A 17292-nucleotide genomic window follows, 5' to 3' on the forward strand; every position below is an offset into this window, starting at 1 on the left:
AAAGTCTTTCTGCGAAGCACCTCTTTACCTTACGGGATGCGCCGCAGCTATACAACTGGAATGCTATGGTATGTATCTTGAAATGATCAGTTTTGGTCGCAAAAAAAACACCGCGGTGGCTGAGCCATCGCGGTGTTTTGTTCGAAGTGTCGTGATGTACGAGAATTAGACCCGTACCAGAACTACGGCCTACTTCTTCTTCTTCGCTTTTTTGTTTGGCAGGTCGGTGATTGAGCCTTCAAACACTTCCGCCGCCAGTCCTACAGATTCGTGCAGGGTTGGGTGAGCATGGACAGTAAGCGCGATGTCTTCTGCGTCACAGCCCATTTCGATAGCGAGACAGATTTCGCCCATCAATTCACCACCGTTGCTACCTACCACAGCGCCACCGATGATGCGGTTGTTCTTGTCGAACATCAACTTGGTCATGCCGTCTGTTGCGCCTTGTGCGATGGCTCGACCAGAAGCTGACCACGGGAATACCGCTGTATCGTACTCAATACCTTGCTCTTTAGCTTCTTTCTCGGTCAGACCCGCCCACGCAACTTCTGGATCCGTGTACGCAATCGATGGAATCACTTTCGGATCGAAGTAGTGTTTCTTGCCAGAAATAACTTCCGCAGCAACGTGACCTTCGTGAACAGCTTTGTGCGCCAGCATCGGTTGGCCAATCAAATCGCCAATCGCAAATATATTCTTCACGTTGGTACGCATTTGCTTGTCGACTTCGATGAAACCACGGTCAGTCACTTTCACACCAGCTTTATCGGCAGCAATCTTCTTGCCGTTTGGCGCACGGCCCACAGCAACCAGAACTGCATCATATTTAACTGGCTTGTCAGGTGCGTTATCGCCTTCAAAGGTGACGTGAATACCGTCTTTTTTGGCTTCCACTTTAGCAGCTTTGGTGTTCAACATGATGTTGTCGAACTTGCTCTTCATTGACTTAGTGAAAGGCTTGATGATGTCTTTGTCTGCTGGCGGGATCAGCTGTTCGGTCATTTCGACCACGTCGATTTTCGAACCTAAAGCGCTGTACACACAGCCCATTTCCAGACCGATAATACCACCGCCAAGAACCAGCATGCGATCAGGAATGAAGCGCAGCTCAAGTGCCGCTGTCGAGTCCCAGACACGCTCGTCGTCATGAGGTACGAAAGGCAGTTTGATCGATTGTGAACCGGTCGCAATAATGGCATGCTCGAAGTTAACAACAGTTTCATTACCATCGTCATCTTTTACTTTCAGCTGCTTATCGCTGGCGAACTCGCCGTTACCCGTAACGACCTTCACTTTACGCATTTTGGACATTTGCCCAAGACCGCCAGTCAACTGACCGACAACTTTCTCTTTGTGCTTACGGATTTTGTCGAGGTCGATTTTAGGCTCGCCAAACTCAACGCCCTCAGCGTCCATGTGTTTCGCGTCTTCAATATGCTTAGCAAGGTGCAGCAAGGCTTTGGATGGGATACAACCCACGTTCAGACAGACCCCACCAAGGGTGCTGTAACGCTCAACAAGTACAGTATCTAAACCTAAATCAGCAGCACGGAATGCAGCTGAGTAACCACCGGGGCCTGCACCGAGTACGACCACTTGGGCATTAATTTCTTTGCTCATGACGACCTCTTACTTTCGTAGAATTTCGTTGAATTCGGTTAACTTTCGCGCGGGGCGCATTATAGCAGCCCCGCCACGATTTGTTTAATTTATAGAATCATCTTACGGATATCTGACAACACGTTGCACAGATACACACTAAAGCGCGCCGCAACCGCACCGTCAATGACACGATGGTCGTAAGACAAGCTGGTTGGCAACATTAACCGCGGCTCAAATTCATTGCCGTTCCATTTCGGTTTCATTTCACTTTTTGAAACCCCGAGGATGGCGACATCCGGCGCATTCACGATGGGTGTAAACGCTGTACCACCAATACCGCCCAGGCTGGAAATTGAGAAACAACCGCCCTGCATGTCCTGCGCTTTCAGCTTACCGTCACGAGCCCGCGTGCTGACATCAATGAGTTCTTCAGAAAGCTCATAAATGCCTTTCTTGTCGACATCACGAATCACCGGCACTACCAAGCCTCCAGGGGTATCCACCGCAATCCCGATGTTGATGTATTTCTTCATGATCAGGTGCTCGCCATCTTCATGCAGCGACGAGTTGAATTGCGGGTACTCCTGCAGCGCTTTGGCAACGGCTTTCATGATGAACACCAACGGGGTGATCTTCACGCCGTCTTTTTTCTTCTCCTGCAGCTTGTTTTCCTGCTTACGGAAGTTTTCAAGCTCGGTGATATCCGCTTCATCAAATTGCGTGACGTGCGGGATGGTGACCCAGTTGCGATGCAGATTCGGACCAGAAATCTTCTGAATGCGAGACATCGGTACTTTTTCGACTTCGCCAAACTTGCTGAAGTCGACTTTTGGTGGTGCTATCACCTGCAAGCCACCCGCACCTTGCGAGGTGCTGCCTGATGAGGTCGCTTTCGGACGTGACAGTTCATACTTCACGTACTCTTGCACGTCTTCTTTGAGGATGCGGTCTTTGCGGCCAGAGCCTTTGACCTGGTTCAGATCGACACCAAACTCGCGGGCTAAACGACGCACCGCTGGTGAAGCATAGGCTAAACCTTCTGCTTTACCTTTCTTGTCGAGCGGATGATCAGGCACTGGCGGCGCCTTGCGCTCCCCACTCGCGGTCGCCCGACCGCTTGGGTCAGACCCGGAGCGGTCTGACCCTTCTGCATCTTCGTCAGAAGATGCACCGGCGTCAGCCGGCTTAGAGTCTGAAGGCTCAGAGTCCGAAGACTTAGACTCAGAAGCCTTCTTATCTTCAGACTTCTTACCACCAGACTCATCGGCAACTTCCAAAGTAATCACCAGCGAGCCTTCTTTCACTTTGTCGCCGGTACTCACTTCCACGGATTTCACCGTACCCGCTTGCGGGCTAGGTACGTCCATGGTGGCCTTGTCGGTTTCCAGCGTGATCAAGCCATCTTCTTTTTCGATGGTGTCACCGACGCTGACCAGCACCTCAATCACATCCACTTCACCGTCGTCACCAATATCCGGCACCTTAACGTCGATAACCTTGGTCTCACCGCCCTCCAGGTCAGACCCGGAAGGGGCTGACCTTTCTGCATCTTCATCAGAAGATGCACCGGCGTCAGCCGGCGAAGATCCAGAATCATCGGATGAATCATCGGCGTCCGGGCCAGACCCGGAGCGGTCTGACCCTTCTGCATCTTCGTCAGAAGATGCATCGGCGTCAGCCGACGAAGATCCAGAATCATCGGACGAATCATCAGATGAATCATCCGATTCACCCGCAGCCTCGATCATCGCAATCAAATCGCCTTCACTGATCTTATCGCCGACACTGACCTTGATGTCACTTACGGTACCAGCAAAAGGCGCAGGAATATCCATCGACGCCTTGTCACTTTCTACGGTGATCAAACCGTCTTCAGTGTCAACGCTATCGCCTTTGCTGACAATAATTTCAATAACTTCGACTTCTTCGCCGCCCACATCGGGGACGAGCACTTCTTTTGCATCTGCCATGTTTGTCTCCGCTCCCGTCGCTTACGCGTACAGTGGGTTGATTTTGCTAGTGTCGATATCGAAATCCTTAATGGCTTTGGCCACTACTTTGCTATCGATATCCCCGGCTTTGGCGAGTTCTGCTAAGGCCGCCACTACAATATACTCGGCACTTACTTCAAAGTGGCGACGCAAGTTCTCGCGGCTGTCTGAACGACCAAAGCCATCAGTACCCAACACGCGGTAAGGTGTTGGCACCCAGGCACGGATCTGGTCAGCATAAAGCTTCTGATAATCCGTGGCAGCAATGGTTGGCCCCTTGGCCTTGCTGAGTACTTTGGTCACATAAGCTTCTTCAGCTTTCTTGCCTGGATTCAGCATGTTGTGACGATCCACATCCATACCGTCGCGGGCCAGCTCGTTGAACGAGGTCGCGCTGTAAACTTTCGACGATACGTTGTACTGCTCCAACAAGATAAGTGCGGCTTTGCGCGCTTGCTGCAAAATGGTGCCCGAACCCAGCAACTGTACCTGACCTTTAGAGCCTTTAGCTTTATGCTCTTCCAGTTCGTAGATACCTTTGATGATACCTTCTTCGGTACCCTCAGGCATTTCCGGTTGCTGGTAGTTCTCATTCATGACCGTCAGGTAGTAGAAAACGTTTTCCTGCTCACCGTACATGCGGCGCAAGCCATCTTGCACGATGACCGCAACTTCATAACCGAAGGTCGGGTCATAGGTCACACAGTTAGGGACGGTATTGAACAACAGGTGACTGCTGCCGTCCTGATGCTGCAAACCTTCGCCGTTCAGCGTGGTACGACCGGCGGTACCGCCAATCAGGAAGCCACGGGCCTGACTGTCGCCTGCGGCCCAGACCAAATCACCCACACGTTGGAATCCGAACATCGAGTAATAGATGTAGAACGGAATCATAGGTTCGTTGTTGGTCGAGTAGCTGGTCGCTGCTGCTACCCATGACGCCATCGCACCCAGTTCGTTGATACCTTCCTGCAGCACCTGGCCTTCTTTATCTTCACGATAATAGGCGACCTGATCCGCATCCTGCGGCTCATATTTCTGGCCCTGACTGGAGTAAATACCCACTTGACGGAACAAGCCTTCCATACCAAAAGTACGGGCTTCGTCTGGGATAATCGGCACAATACGCTTGCCGATTTTCTTGTCTTTCAACAGTGAGTTCAGGACCCGCACAAATGCCATGGTAGTTGAGATCTCACGATCACCTGAGCCTTTTAAGACCGACTCAAAGGCTTTCAGAGCCGGCATTTCCAGCTCGACGTCGGTGTTCGGGCGACGCACTGGCATGTAGCCGCCAAGCGATTCACGACGCTCGCGCATGTACTTCATTTCCGGGCTGTCGTCCGGGAATTTGTACAGTGGGATGTCTTCCAACTCGCTGTCTTTAATTGGAATGTTAAAGCGGTCACGGAAGTGCTTGATCGCATCCATGTCCATTTTCTTGACCTGGTGGGCGATGTTTTTACCTTCGCCGGCCGAGCCCATGCCGTACCCTTTCACGGTTTTAGCAAGAATAACCTGTGGCCGGCCCTTGGTGTTAACCGCTTTGTGGTACGCCGCGTAAACCTTAACCGGGTCATGACCACCACGGTTCAGGCGCCAGATGTCTTCATCGGACAAGTTGGCGACCATTTCTTTGGTCTCTTCGGTTTTGCCAAAGAAGTGTTCACGCGTGTAGGCGCCACCTTTAGCTTTATAGTTCTGGTACTCGCCATCCACGCTCTCTTGCATGATTTGCGCCAGCTTGCCTTCGGTATCCCGATACAGCAGCGGATCCCAGTAGCGACCCCAGATCACTTTGATCACTTCCCAACCAGCGCCGCGGAAGGTGCCTTCCAGCTCCTGGATGATTTTGCCGTTACCACGAACAGGACCGTCAAGGCGCTGCAAGTTACAGTTGACGATAAAGGTTAGGTTATCCAGACCTTCGCGAGTCGCCAGGCCAATCGCACCTAAGCTTTCTGGCTCATCGACTTCGCCATCCCCTAAGAAGCAGTACACGCGTTGGTTAGAGCAATCTTTAATGCCACGGTCGGTCAGGTATTTCAGGTAACGCGCCTGATAAATCGCCTGAATCGGGCCTAAACCCATAGATACGGTTGGGAACTGCCAGAACTCAGGCATCAGTTTTGGATGCGGGTAAGAACTCACACCTTCGCCATCAACTTCCTGACGGAAATTGTTGAGCTGGTCTTCGCTGATACGACCTTCCAGGAACGCACGGCCGTAGATGCCGGGTGAGGCATGGCCCTGAATAAACAGGAAGTCACCGCCGTCTTTATCGGTCGGCGCGCGGAAAAAGTGGTTGAAGCCCACATCGTAGATCATCGCTGATGAGGCAAAGCTCGAAATATGACCGCCAAGCTCCAAGTCTTTTTTCGAGGCACGTAAGACCATGGCCAAGGCGTTCCAGCGGACTGCCGAACGGATACGGGCTTCCATGCTCTGGTCACCAGGCATGGTCGGTTCCTGACTTGCCGGAATGGTATTCAAGTAAGCGGTGGTGGCCGCATACGGCAGATAGGCACCGCTGCGACGCGCTTTCTCAATCAATGATTCCATCAGGAAATGACCGCGCTCCGGGCCATCTTCTTCTAACACGACTTCGAGGGCATCAAGCCACTCGCGTGTTTCCTGTGGATCAAGGTCGTCTTTCAAATGGTCAGTCATACTCTATCCTTACCCAGTTTACGTTCGGCGCAGTGACCGCTGAATCCGTGACTGTTCACGGTTGGAGGTCAATAACGCGTGTTCAATATAGGCTAGCAGCTGATGGCAAGCTTCGCGCGCTTGCTCGGGCTCGCCAGCTGAAATGGCAGTCACAATGTGCTGCCGGTGTTCGTGCAGTTGTTGCATGACGCCAGCTTTGTGTGACAGGTCGTGCAGGTTTTGCTGAATGTTTTTCTCTAACAGTGGCTGCATACTCCGCACCAGGTGCAGGAGGATCACATTATGCGATGCTTCGCAGATGCGCAGGTTGAATTCGTTGAGTGCATGCGCTTGTGCGGCGAGTTCCGCGTCATCGTCCTGCTGAATCGCGGCAAAGCTCTCGGCAATACGAGCAATGTCCGTTGGGGTGCCACGCATCGCGGCATAATAAGAAGAAATACCCTCGAGCGCGTGGCGAAACTCGAGCAGGTCGAACTGCGATTCAGGGTGCTGTGTTAGCAGTTCCAGGAGTGGCTCCGCCACGCGCTTCTGCATGTTATCGCAAATATAAGTGCCGCCGCCTTGACGTCGCTCAAGTAAACCACGAGCTTCTAATTTTTGAATGGCTTCGCGCAAACTCGGCCGCGACACCGAAAACTGATGGGCAAGATCACGCTCTGACGGCAAACGCGCGCCAGCTTCTAGCGTGCCATCAACAATCATGCCTTCAATGCGCTGCATGATGACGTCGGACAGTTTGGTCGGTTGTATGCGGTCAAATGCCATTCATTAAGAACCTTAGCAGATTGATTCTGGCCCCACGGCTCTGGGCGGCGATGTGCCCCGATAACGGTGGTGCATTGGTCTTACCAAACGTATTTTAGACTAGTTCAGGCATGAACCCAAACATTAATTCATCAGAACCAGCCCGCAATCGTCATTACTGCCAACAAGACGATGAAAAACAGAAGGTTACGCTTTAGCAGTGCAACAGTGGTCAGAGCAGTTGAGGTCACATCATCCTCATGCCCCGGTTCCAGCTGTTCGGCTGCCGCTGCAACCTTACTCAATGCAGCAAAGTTGTTTTGCGGAGTATTGCCCACTGAACTCAGCCATACCGGCAGCGCCTTGCCGAAGTTCCCCACCATTAAAAAGCCAAAGGTCATGATGCGGGTCGGTAGCCAGTTGATGATCAGCTGCAATTGTGTCCAGGCTTTGCTGTGCGGGTGTTTCATATCGCGCAATGTGGCATAAGCGAGCACCCCGAAGATACCAAACAACACGTAATAAAACAGCGGTGCAAAGTAATAGCGTAAATGGATCCATGCCAGTAAATCGTGAACCGGTGCCGCGTCGTGAACGCCCGCTGCGCGCCGTATCTGCCGTAGTTGCTCGGCGGTGGCTCCGGTATCGCCCAGATTGGCAGCTTCGAGGTAGGCTTTATAGGCTTTGCGCGCCTGCCCGCATTGCATGCAGGCCAGCAAAGCAAGTACGCCAACGACAAAAGACAACAGGAAGGAGTCCACCAGCAACACCACAAAAGTGATGATTAAGGCCGGCAGTATGGCCCATACCACCTCGCCCAGCAGGTGTTGCCGCCATTCTGAAATTTTTTCCTGCGAGTCACCGCCGAGCTGGGTTTTCTTAGCCTGCCATTGCTGCCAGCGCAGCACAATGCGGCGCCAATGCAGATTGCGACTCAAGGTCACGGAGCGCTCTAACGAGTACGCCAATAAAATCGCCAATAATTGCATTTAATCATCCTCGCTATGCAGCTGCTGGTTCACAAGCTGCTTAAAATGCTGCCAATCAAAAGCTGGGCCCGGATCGGTCTTACGTACCGGCGCAATGTGCTGATGGCCAACAATCCGCTGCGCTGTCAACGCGGGGTAATGCTCTACCAGAGCTGCGGCGACCCGCGCAAGTTGTTGATACTGTTCTTTAGTGTAGGGCTCGGTGTCCGTTCCCTCAAGCTCAATCCCAATCGCGAAGTCATTACAGCCTCGGCGCCCACAATAATGCGAGATCCCCGCGTGCCAGGCGCGCAGGTGAAAGGGTACATATTGCACGATGCGTCCGTCGCGGTGGATTACCATGTGGGCTGAGACTCTCAGCCCTTTAAGAATAGCAAAGCTCGGGTGCGCCTCGGGATCCAGTGTGCCCATAAAAAGCTGGTCAATATAGGGCTGTCCGAACTCACCGGCAGGCAAACTTATGCCATGCACCACCAGCACACTGATATCGGTCGGGTCACTGCGCTGATCATGATGCGGTGACAGCTTTTGCTCGGCATCCCGGTACTTACCGTTATTAATGCTAGCGTTCGGGTCAGATTCAGTTTTGTCTGTGCTCATTTGCGGCTTCTGCTTTCCACTTGTTGTCGACGTTATCCGAGGGCCTGCCATTGTCACCCCCGCGGCGACCCATTACAATAAGCGCTTTCCTGAACGACCACAACATCATCACCAGAGTCACCAACAGAGAGACCGTTCATCATGGATACTCGTGTACAGCCTGAACTTCTTGCCGCCGACCGTCAGCACATGGTCATGCGCGCCCTTACCGAAGACTTAAACGGTCCCTTAGATGAACTGACAAAAGATGAACTGACAAAAGGTGAACTGACAAATGAACAAAGTGGCGCGCTGGACATTACCGCGCAACTGATTCCGGCCAGCCAGCAAGCGCATGGCCGCATCATTACCCGCGAAGATGCAGTGATCTGCGGCACGGCGTGGGTCGATGAAGTTTTCCGCCAGCTGGGTGATGACGTCAGTGTCGACTGGCAGGTTGCCGATGGCGACCGCGTCAGCGCTAACACTCTGCTGTGTGAATTGCGTGGCCCTGCCCGCAGCATACTCACTGGCGAGCGGACCGCGCTTAACTTTTTACAAACCCTGTCAGGGGTGGCCACCACGACCGCCAGCTACGTTGACCTCTTAGCCGGTTCGTCAACTAAGTTGCTTGATACCCGCAAGACCATTCCGGGTCTTCGCACCGCCTTAAAATACGCAGTGGTCTGTGGCGGTGGCAGTAACCATCGCGTCGGTCTCTATGACGCCTATTTGATCAAAGAAAATCACATCATGGCCTGTGGGTCGATTGACGCAGCGATTAAGGAAGCCCGCCGTTTAAACCCCGATAAAATCGTTGAGATCGAGGTCGAAAGCCTGGAAGAGTATCAGACTGCGATGGCTGCAGGTGCGGATATTATCATGTTAGACAACTTCAGTTATGAGGATATTCGTAGCGCTGTTAAGCTGAGGTCAAAAAATGTTCGTATTGAAGTGTCGGGAAATATCGTCCGAGATCAGCTAGAGACCTTAGTAAGTACCGGAATTGATTACATTTCTTCGGGCGCGCTTACCAAGCACATAAAAGCGGTCGATCTTTCTCTGCGCATTTCAGATGTCTAACTATTGACGAAACCCTTACATCTGCTATGTTTACTAAGCAGTGCGCAATCCGCAGGTTTAGTCTGTGGAATGCCAGGCAATTGCTTTAAAAGGCAAAACCGTTGTGAGGCGGTGACGCAAAACCTCCGGTCCCTACCGGTGCCTTTTCTGACCTTTTAACGTAAAGGTACTGGCGGATAGCGGGGCTGCAGGCTAAAGTCTGGTGGATGGAGTGGCTATTTCGGCTTTCACGGTCGCAAAGCGCAACCACAGTCTTTCGGCTGATGCAGAGTTTGTTGTTGTTGGTGTGTTAGACCAACAAGGGAATGCCACACCGTACAACAATTATAATTGAATACTATCGTACCTTTCGGGAGATTTGACATGAAAGCGCAAGTACAAAAAGGTTTTACCTTAATCGAATTGATGATTGTAGTAGCAATCATCGGTATTTTGGCGGCCGTCGCCATTCCACTTTATTCTGACTATACGCAGCGTGCGAAGGCTAGTACGGGTATGTCTGCTTTGTCTTCATACAAGACAGCAATTGCTCTGTGCTATCAGAAACAAGGATCGTTTGCTAGTTGTTCCACGGCCGGGACTAACGGCATCCCTGATGGAGTAACAGCCCCAGCGTCAGCTACCGCAGATGCCCCAGTAGCAGGCCTTCGTGAGGTTACAATCGGAGCAGACGGCGTTATAAACGCTACTTTAGATGCAGTTCCTGCAACTGGAACAGGTTTTATCGATGTCACCTTAACTCCTGCAGCGGCAGCGGGCAGCGCAAATATGTCTTGGACGATTGCATGTTCCGATTTTGCTGCAGAAGACGGCAGCCGTGTAGATGGTTGTACGGTAGGGACAGCCTAACAAAAGTTGGGCATAGCTCGAAAAGTGTTGCGTAATAACGAACCGCCTGAAAGTGGTTCCTTAGTACATTTATATGATGGGCTGGGTGTTCCCAGCCCACTTTTTTTGAGAAAGGGATTATGCTGCATCACTCACTAGCGGCTCTTCTGCTTCGCGACAGACGGATTCCCGAAGCGCAACTGAAAAGTTGTAGCGAGTATGCATGGGAAACCAAGTTACCTTTCACCAGTGTTTTATTAGAGCGTAAACTGATTCAGCCGGACGAACTGGCGGCTTTTTGCTACCAGGAATCCAATTGTCCCTGGCTTGACCTGGACGCTTTTAATTCCGAACTTATCCCGCCACAATTTATCAATGAGCGTTTGATCCGCAAGAACCATGCTGTGCCTTTGTATCAGCGCGGTAATGTCCTTTACATCGCAGTGTCCGATCCCACCCGAATTGAAACTCTGGACGAGTTTCAGTTTCGCACTCGTTTACAATCGGAAGCGGTGCTGGTTCAGGAAGACAAGTTACAAAGGCTTATTGATAAGTTGTTGGAGAATGAAAGTACCATGCTGGGTGTTACCGCTCAGGATGAGCAGGAACTGCGCGAAATTGACGCTGAAGGTGAAATTCGCGAGGAGCACGGCGCGGTTTCCGTCGACGGCAAAAATGATGCTCCTATTGTTATTTATATTAACAAAATGCTGCTCGACGCCATCAAACGCGGCGCTTCGGATTTGCACTTTGAGCCTTATGAAGGCGAGTACCGGATTCGTTTTCGTATTGATGGCGTTTTGCATGAAATCGCCAGACCTCCTTTTGCGTTGTCAGCACGGATAGCTGCGCGCCTAAAGGTAATGTCACAGCTCGATATCGCTGAACGCCGGCTACCACAGGATGGCCGCATCAAGCTGCGTCTATCGAAAAACAAGGCCATCGATTTCCGGGTGAGCTCTTTGCCTACTATGTACGGTGAGAAACTGGTGCTGCGGATTCTGGATTCAGCGTCCGCCATGATGGGCATTGAATCCCTAGGCTATGCGCCGGATCAAAAGAGGCTCTACGAAGAAGCGCTGGCAAGACCACAGGGTATGATTTTGGTCACTGGACCAACCGGTTCAGGAAAAACAGTTTCTTTGTACACTGGCTTGAATATCCTGAACACCCCCGAAGTGAATATTTCGACCGCGGAAGACCCAGTTGAGATTAACCTTTATGGTATCAACCAGGTGCAAATTAATGTGAAGGCTGGCCTGACCTTTGCCGATGCCCTGCGCTCTTTCCTGCGTCAGGATCCCGATGTGGTCATGGTGGGTGAGATCCGCGACCTCGAGACCGCCGAAATTGCCATAAAGGCCGCACAAACGGGTCACTTAGTGATGTCGACCCTGCACACCAACTCTGCGGCGGAAACCCTGACCCGCTTAATGAACATGGGCGTACCCTCCTACAATATCGCTGGCTCTGTTTCGCTTATTATCGCGCAGCGCCTGGCCCGACGACTTTGTAGTGAGTGCAAAGAACCAGAAGAAATTCCCAACGAAGAGCTTCTGCGTCAGGGCTTTACGGAAGAGCAAATTCCTAATCTGACCATCCATAAACCCGTGGGTTGTGACCGTTGCACCAACGGTTACAAAGGTCGTACAGGGATTTATGAAGTCATGCCAGTGACGGAAGCCATCCAGGAGCTTATTATGTCCAGTGCGGGTTCCATTCAAATTGCCCGGCAAGCACGAAAAGAAGGCTATAATTCATTACGACAGTCCGCATTAGAAAGAGTCGCTGACGGCACCATCAGCCTGGCGGAGGCAAATCGCGTCAGCAGCAACTAAGGGTTGGCTATGGCAACTGCAGCTAAAAAAAGTAAAAAAATAGAAGACTTCAGCGAATTCCAATGGCAGGGACTTAACCGCAGAGGCCAGAAAGTAAAAGGCCTGATGCGGGGCGATAGTGAAAAAGAAATTCGCTCTCGATTACGTGACCAAGGCATCAATCCGCGCTCAGTCAAAAAGAAAGCCAAGCCGCTCTTTGGCCATAAGAAAATTAAAGGTGCAGACATTGCACTTTTTACGCGTCAGATTGCCACCATGCTGGAAGCCGGCGTGCCTTTGCTGCAAGGGCTGGAGATGGTGGCCAAGGGTACGGATCATGTCAAAGTCCGTAATCTGATGCTGACCCTTGCTGATGATGTTGGTTCAGGCTCACCCTTAGCCAGCTCTTTGCGCAAACATCCAGAAGTTTTTGACCCTTTGTACTGTGATTTAGTGGAATCCGGAGAAGAGTCCGGCTCTCTCGAAGCTATATACGATCGTATAGCCACCTACCGGGAAAAGTCTGAAGCATTAAAAGCCAAAATCAAGAAAGCCTTGGTTTACCCCTCGGCGGTTATTGTGGTGGCTATTGCAGTCACTATGATTTTGCTGGTTTATGTCGTGCCTCAGTTCGAAAGTGTTTTTAGAGACTTTGGCGCTGAACTACCCGCTATGACTCAATTTGTAGTGGAACTTTCAGAGCTTATGCAAGCCTACGCTGTGTATGTTATTGCCGGATTTATCGCCGCTGGCTGGCTGTTTGGCCGGGCCATGGTCAAAAGTGAGAAATTCCGTGACAAAGTCCAGGCGATTTCCTTAAAAATTCCCGTAGTCGGCATGATTCTTGACAAAGCGGCCGTCGCCCGCTTTGCCCGCACCCTCTCCACGACCTTTGCAGCGGGTGTGCCGCTTATCAGTGCACTGGAGTCCGCCGCTGGCGCCTCGGGTAACTCTGTTTACCGCGACGCCATTTACCGCATTCAAAGCGATGTGACCTCAGGCATGCAAATGAACACCGCCATGGTCAACGCCGACATTTTCCCGACCATGGCCACGCAAATGGTCTATATCGGCGAAGAATCCGGCTCTCTGGACGACATGCTGGCAAAGGTCGCGGATGTGTACGAACGTGAGGTCGACGACCTGGTCGATAACCTGACCGCGCTGCTGGAACCTATGATCATGGTCGTGATCGGCGTCCTGGTCGGTGGCCTGATTATTGCCATGTACCTGCCCATCTTCAACCTTGGTGCGGTGGTCGGTTAATGCTAGAACAACTTAATGATGTCTACCCGTCGTACAGCCATCTGACGCTGCTGTTAGGACTGGTGTTGGGGCTGGTGGTCGGCAGCTTTCTCAACGTGGTCATTGGCCGCTTACCGGTGATGATGCAACGTCAATGGCAGCGCGATTGTGCTCTGGTCTTGGAAACAGCGACGCCAGAAACAACGCCGAACCCAGCAGCTGAGCCCTCCACCTTTAATATTTCAACGCCCGGCTCACACTGTCCCAAGTGCAAGCACCCGATTAAATGGTACGACAATATTCCGGTGTTGAGCTGGTTGCTGCTGAAAGGCAAATGTCGCAACTGTAAGGCCCGCATTTCACTGCGTTACCCGGCAATAGAGATTCTGACCGGTGTGGTGTTTGCCAGTATCGCATGGTTTTATGGGGCCGGCTGGCCTGCTCTCTACTACATGATTTTCGCAGCTTTGCTGATCGCGATGTTTTTCATCGACTATGATCACATGCTGCTGCCCGACCAACTCACGTACTTTACTCTTTGGCTAGGTCTGTTTGTGGCTTGGGCCGGTGGCCCGGTAAGCCTGCCCGACGCCGTCATGGGTGCCATTGCCGGCTATTTATTCCTTTGGTCCGTGTACTGGGCCTTTAAGCTACTTACCGGTAAAGAAGGTATGGGCTACGGCGACTTTAAACTGCTGGCAGCTTTTGGCGCCTGGGCAGGCTTTCAGCTGCTGCCCGTTATTGTGCTGGCAGCGGCCTTTAGTGGCGCCGTTATCGGTATCACCCTTCAGCTCATCCAGCGCGATAAACGCGGGCAACCGATTCCCTTTGGACCTTTTCTTATTCTCGGCGGCGTAATTGCCTTAATCTGGGGTGAGCCCTTGCTCCATTGGTACTGGGGGCTGGTGCGTATCTGATGTGGGTGCTCGGCTTAACAGGAGGGATCGGCTCAGGCAAGACCACTGTCTCGGATCTGTTTTCCAGTCACGGCATCACTGTTGTTGACGCCGATGTGATTGCCCGTCATATCCTGGATCAAGGTACACCCGCACTCGCGGCTGTAACAGAGCGTTATGGCAAGCAGGCGTTAACCGATGACGGTTCGCTTAACCGGGGCTGGTTGCGAGAAAAAATCTTTGCCGAGCCGGCAGAAAAAGACTGGCTTAATCAGCTGACGCACCCGCTCATCCGCAGCCAGCTGCTGGAAGAGCTGGAAGCTGCAGCCTCACCCTACGTGATTCTCTCTGCGCCCTTGTTGGTTGAAAATAACCTGACCCGACTCTGTGACCGCGTGCTGGTGGTCGATGTCAGCGAAGAAACCCAACGCCAACGAACCTTGGCGCGCGATAAGGTCAGCAACGATCAGATCGAGCAAATTCTTGCCGCTCAAGCTTCCCGCAACGAGCGCTTAGCGGCAGCAGATGATGTCATTAACAACGAAGGCACGCTCAGCGAACTGGCGCCGCAGGTCAAAGCGTTGCATCAGGATTATCTGGGACGAGCGCACCTGAAACGCGCCCGTGAGAAGGCGCTGCAAACCGACCAGGGACAGGAGGACTGAGATGAGTTACCAGTCAGACTTGTTTCAAAGCGTTGCAACGGCCGAAGAAGCGGTTATCATAGAGCCAATGACTGAAAAAACTGAATATGCAGCAATCAATTACGAATATCCGCTCCATGAGCGGGTACGTACTTACCTGCGCCTGGAACATCTTAAGCAGTTACTCAAACCTGAGCAAACTGTCGACGCAACCAACTACTCGCGCTACTTCGACGCGTTGTTCGCCATACTGGAGCTCTGTGAGCGCAGCGATGTGCGCACGGATGTGCAAAAAGACCTGGACCGCCGCAAGGCACAATTACTGGTCTGGGCGCAGCATCCCGACGTCAACCAGCAGCAAGTGCAGGCCCTTAACACGCGCGTACAAGAGGCCAGTAAAGCGATTCATTCACTGACCCGTATCGGTAGCCACCTGAAGCAGGATCGCTTGCTGAGCGTCACCCGGCAACGCTTCGGTATGCCTGGCGGTACCTGTAATTTTGACGTACCACAACTGCATTTCTGGTTGCATCAGGCACAGCAAAAACGCGACGACGATTGTCAGCGCTGGTGGCACGAGTTTGAGGTGTTATTTAACGGGCTTGAACTTGAGCTGGAGCTGCTGCGTGGCCAGGCCCATTTTCAGTGGGTGGTCGCCGAAGGCGGGCTGTTACAGGAAAGTACCGAGCCCTTGAGCCTGTTACGCCTGAGAGTTCCTGCTAAGGTGCCGGCCTATCCGGTGATCAGCGGCCATAAGCAACGTTTCAGTGTCCGCTTCCTCAGCTGTGCCCCACAACAAGGTAAAGCATCGTTTGAAAATAACGTTGAATTCGAACTGGCGCTCTGCCCCTAATACCCTAATGAAAGCTACTCTGATGATGGCACATCAATTAAATCGGAATGTCTTTCGTCTTCATCAACTTTCCTCCCGCTAAAAATTTCTTTTCGCCTTCTGTTTTCATGAACTTTGAAATTTAGATATTTTGACTCGTCAAAACTCGCGATGGAAACTACGCGTTGGTATGAAATCGTAATTTTGTGGCTCTCAAGCACCGCGACCGCTTTTTTCCGGTCAACTTCCGAAAGAGCCCTGTACTCATCCGGAGTGCGTGACAGTTCAATTAATACGTCTTCATAAACCGTCGTTAACTCGAGACACATATCCTTATCATCACGATATCCAGAACAGAGTGGAATGATTGATAGTTCCTGGTCTTCCTGGTGGTCTAGGGGTGTTTTTACCTCGTTTGGGTAACATACGTAACAGCGTCTGGTATCAAGGGTTAATAGCAGCGGGCTTGGGGAAAGGAACGTATCGATTACATGAGTTATGTATCCGTTGTCAGTACACTTTTTGTATACAATTAAGTCTAAAAGATAATCGCTACGTTTCTTTAGTAACGGCCGTTTAGGTTTTCCGCGGCGATCGTTAGTTAGTGCTGGATCTGTTTCAGATGCTTGCTGATTAATCGTTAATGAATGACTCGTGGATCCGTAGGTAGCATCATTTTTACTATCTGAATAAAGAATATAAAACGATCTGAAAATGACACGGTTTAACAGCCGTGCAAACATATCTGCGCCAATTATACCCAGTAGTAAAATTGAGTATAAATTAAACTGCGACTGCGTCATTTCTGGGAATGCTCGAGCTAGAAATTCGAAAGCCAACGAACTTTGACTGGTAAAAGGCCAGGTTAGTGCGAACAGAGCCGCTGATAAGCCGAAAACAACTAACCCTATTCCTAGACACTTATAAAGCAGATGGTGCCCTTGATATTTCGATAAACGATATTTTGAAAAGATAAAGCGGGAACTAAAAAGATAGCCCGAGAGCGCCATGCCTAATAGGGCTAGAACAGTCACAGAAATCATTTTCGTCTTCCTTAACGACAGACCTCTTCCGGCAAAGAATTATTGACAGTCAGCCTTCAATCTACGGGCTTGACGAGTTACTTCGTCATTGCTGAGAAGCGATTCGACGTCCAATGAAACTTTCGATGCATTCACGTTTACCTTGAGCGCGTTGGCGTAGGTCTTTGCAGCAGACACGTCACTCGACAACAGAGCGAATAGCCGTTCCAATAGTGAGGCCAAACGAGACCCTTCCGTGTAACGCTTTCCTTGATGCGTTGCCTCAATCATATCTTTGACACTGGACATAATGATGCTCCTTCATGAGATTATCTATTAACCTACCTCAA

At 51.4% G+C, this 17292-nt stretch carries 14 protein-coding genes and 1 riboswitch; of the genes, 7 read left to right on the plus strand and 7 right to left on the minus strand.

Features of this window, described 5'->3' with window-relative positions; translation table 11 throughout:
* Window positions 1-189 precede the first annotated feature (189 nt).
* The 6 genes from lpdA to ampD all read right to left on the minus strand — a co-directional run bounded on the left by lpdA (window position 190) and on the right by ampD (window position 8596).
* Window positions 190-1620: a dihydrolipoyl dehydrogenase gene (lpdA, locus tag J6J34_RS01665; RefSeq protein ID WP_301719492.1), complete on the minus strand. Its 1431-nt coding sequence runs from the start codon at window positions 1618-1620 to the stop codon at window positions 190-192.
* An 89-nt stretch (window positions 1621-1709) separates the two neighbouring features.
* Window positions 1710-3572: a dihydrolipoyllysine-residue acetyltransferase gene (gene aceF, locus J6J34_RS01670; protein WP_301898399.1), complete on the minus strand. Its 1863-nt coding sequence runs from the start codon at window positions 3570-3572 to the stop codon at window positions 1710-1712.
* A 21-nt stretch (window positions 3573-3593) separates the two neighbouring features.
* Window positions 3594-6263 (minus strand): pyruvate dehydrogenase (acetyl-transferring), homodimeric type, encoded by a 2670-nt coding sequence (gene aceE / locus J6J34_RS01675; protein ID WP_301774363.1) that lies wholly within the window; start codon window positions 6261-6263, stop codon window positions 3594-3596.
* Between the two features lie 18 nt (window positions 6264-6281).
* Window positions 6282-7028 (minus strand): pyruvate dehydrogenase complex transcriptional repressor PdhR, encoded by a 747-nt coding sequence (pdhR, locus tag J6J34_RS01680; RefSeq protein WP_301719489.1) that lies wholly within the window; start codon window positions 7026-7028, stop codon window positions 6282-6284.
* A gap of 131 nt (window positions 7029-7159) precedes the next feature.
* A complete protein-coding gene (gene ampE, locus J6J34_RS01685; protein WP_301835572.1) occupies window positions 7160-7996 on the minus strand; it encodes a regulatory signaling modulator protein AmpE in 837 nt (278 codons plus the stop codon).
* Window positions 7997-8596, minus strand: a complete 600-nt coding sequence (ampD, locus tag J6J34_RS01690; RefSeq protein WP_301774361.1) for a 1,6-anhydro-N-acetylmuramyl-L-alanine amidase AmpD — start codon at window positions 8594-8596, stop codon at window positions 7997-7999.
* 195 nt (window positions 8597-8791) lie between these two features.
* Between ampD and nadC the strand changes: the two genes are divergently transcribed.
* The 7 genes from nadC (at window position 8792) to zapD (ending at window position 15941) form a co-directional block, all read left to right on the plus strand.
* A complete protein-coding gene (gene nadC, locus J6J34_RS01695; protein WP_418055277.1) occupies window positions 8792-9658 on the plus strand; it encodes a carboxylating nicotinate-nucleotide diphosphorylase in 867 nt (288 codons plus the stop codon).
* A gap of 81 nt (window positions 9659-9739) precedes the next feature.
* A riboswitch (cyclic di-GMP riboswitch) is annotated at window positions 9740-9851 on the plus strand.
* 170 nt (window positions 9852-10021) lie between these two features.
* Complete coding sequence (locus J6J34_RS01700; protein ID WP_301898401.1) at window positions 10022-10507, plus strand: pilin; 486 nt, start codon at window positions 10022-10024, stop codon at window positions 10505-10507.
* Window positions 10508-10626: 119 nt separating this feature from the next.
* Window positions 10627-12324, plus strand: coding sequence for a type IV-A pilus assembly ATPase PilB (gene pilB / locus J6J34_RS01705; RefSeq protein ID WP_301898402.1), 1698 nt, complete (start codon window positions 10627-10629; stop codon window positions 12322-12324).
* Between the two features lie 9 nt (window positions 12325-12333).
* Entirely contained in the window at window positions 12334-13569 is a 1236-nt protein-coding gene (locus J6J34_RS01710) for a type II secretion system F family protein (RefSeq protein ID WP_301898403.1), read from the plus strand.
* The gene (locus J6J34_RS01715; RefSeq protein ID WP_301898404.1) at window positions 13569-14465 is read left to right on the plus strand and encodes a prepilin peptidase; all 897 of its coding nucleotides are present in this window, start codon (window positions 13569-13571) and stop codon (window positions 14463-14465) included. The genes J6J34_RS01710 and J6J34_RS01715 overlap by 1 nt, the downstream gene beginning before the upstream one ends.
* Window positions 14462-15109 carry a dephospho-CoA kinase gene (gene coaE, locus J6J34_RS01720; RefSeq protein WP_301898539.1) on the plus strand — a complete coding sequence of 216 codons (648 nt, stop codon included), beginning with the start codon at window positions 14462-14464 and terminating at the stop codon, window positions 15107-15109. The genes J6J34_RS01715 and coaE overlap by 4 nt, the downstream gene beginning before the upstream one ends.
* Window position 15110: 1 nt before the next feature.
* On the plus strand, window positions 15111-15941 hold the full coding sequence (gene zapD / locus J6J34_RS01725) for a cell division protein ZapD (protein WP_301898405.1): 831 nt from the start codon (window positions 15111-15113) through the stop codon (window positions 15939-15941).
* A gap of 14 nt (window positions 15942-15955) precedes the next feature.
* On the opposite strand, the gene J6J34_RS01730 is transcribed toward zapD, so the two are convergent.
* Window positions 15956-16963 carry a hypothetical protein gene (locus J6J34_RS01730; RefSeq protein WP_301898406.1) on the minus strand — a complete coding sequence of 336 codons (1008 nt, stop codon included), beginning with the start codon at window positions 16961-16963 and terminating at the stop codon, window positions 15956-15958.
* Window positions 16964-17292 lie beyond the last annotated feature (329 nt).

The sequence above is a fragment of the Pseudidiomarina terrestris genome (assembly GCF_030466405.1).
In the GTDB taxonomy this organism is placed as follows: Bacteria; Pseudomonadota; Gammaproteobacteria; order Enterobacterales; family Alteromonadaceae; genus Pseudidiomarina; species Pseudidiomarina terrestris.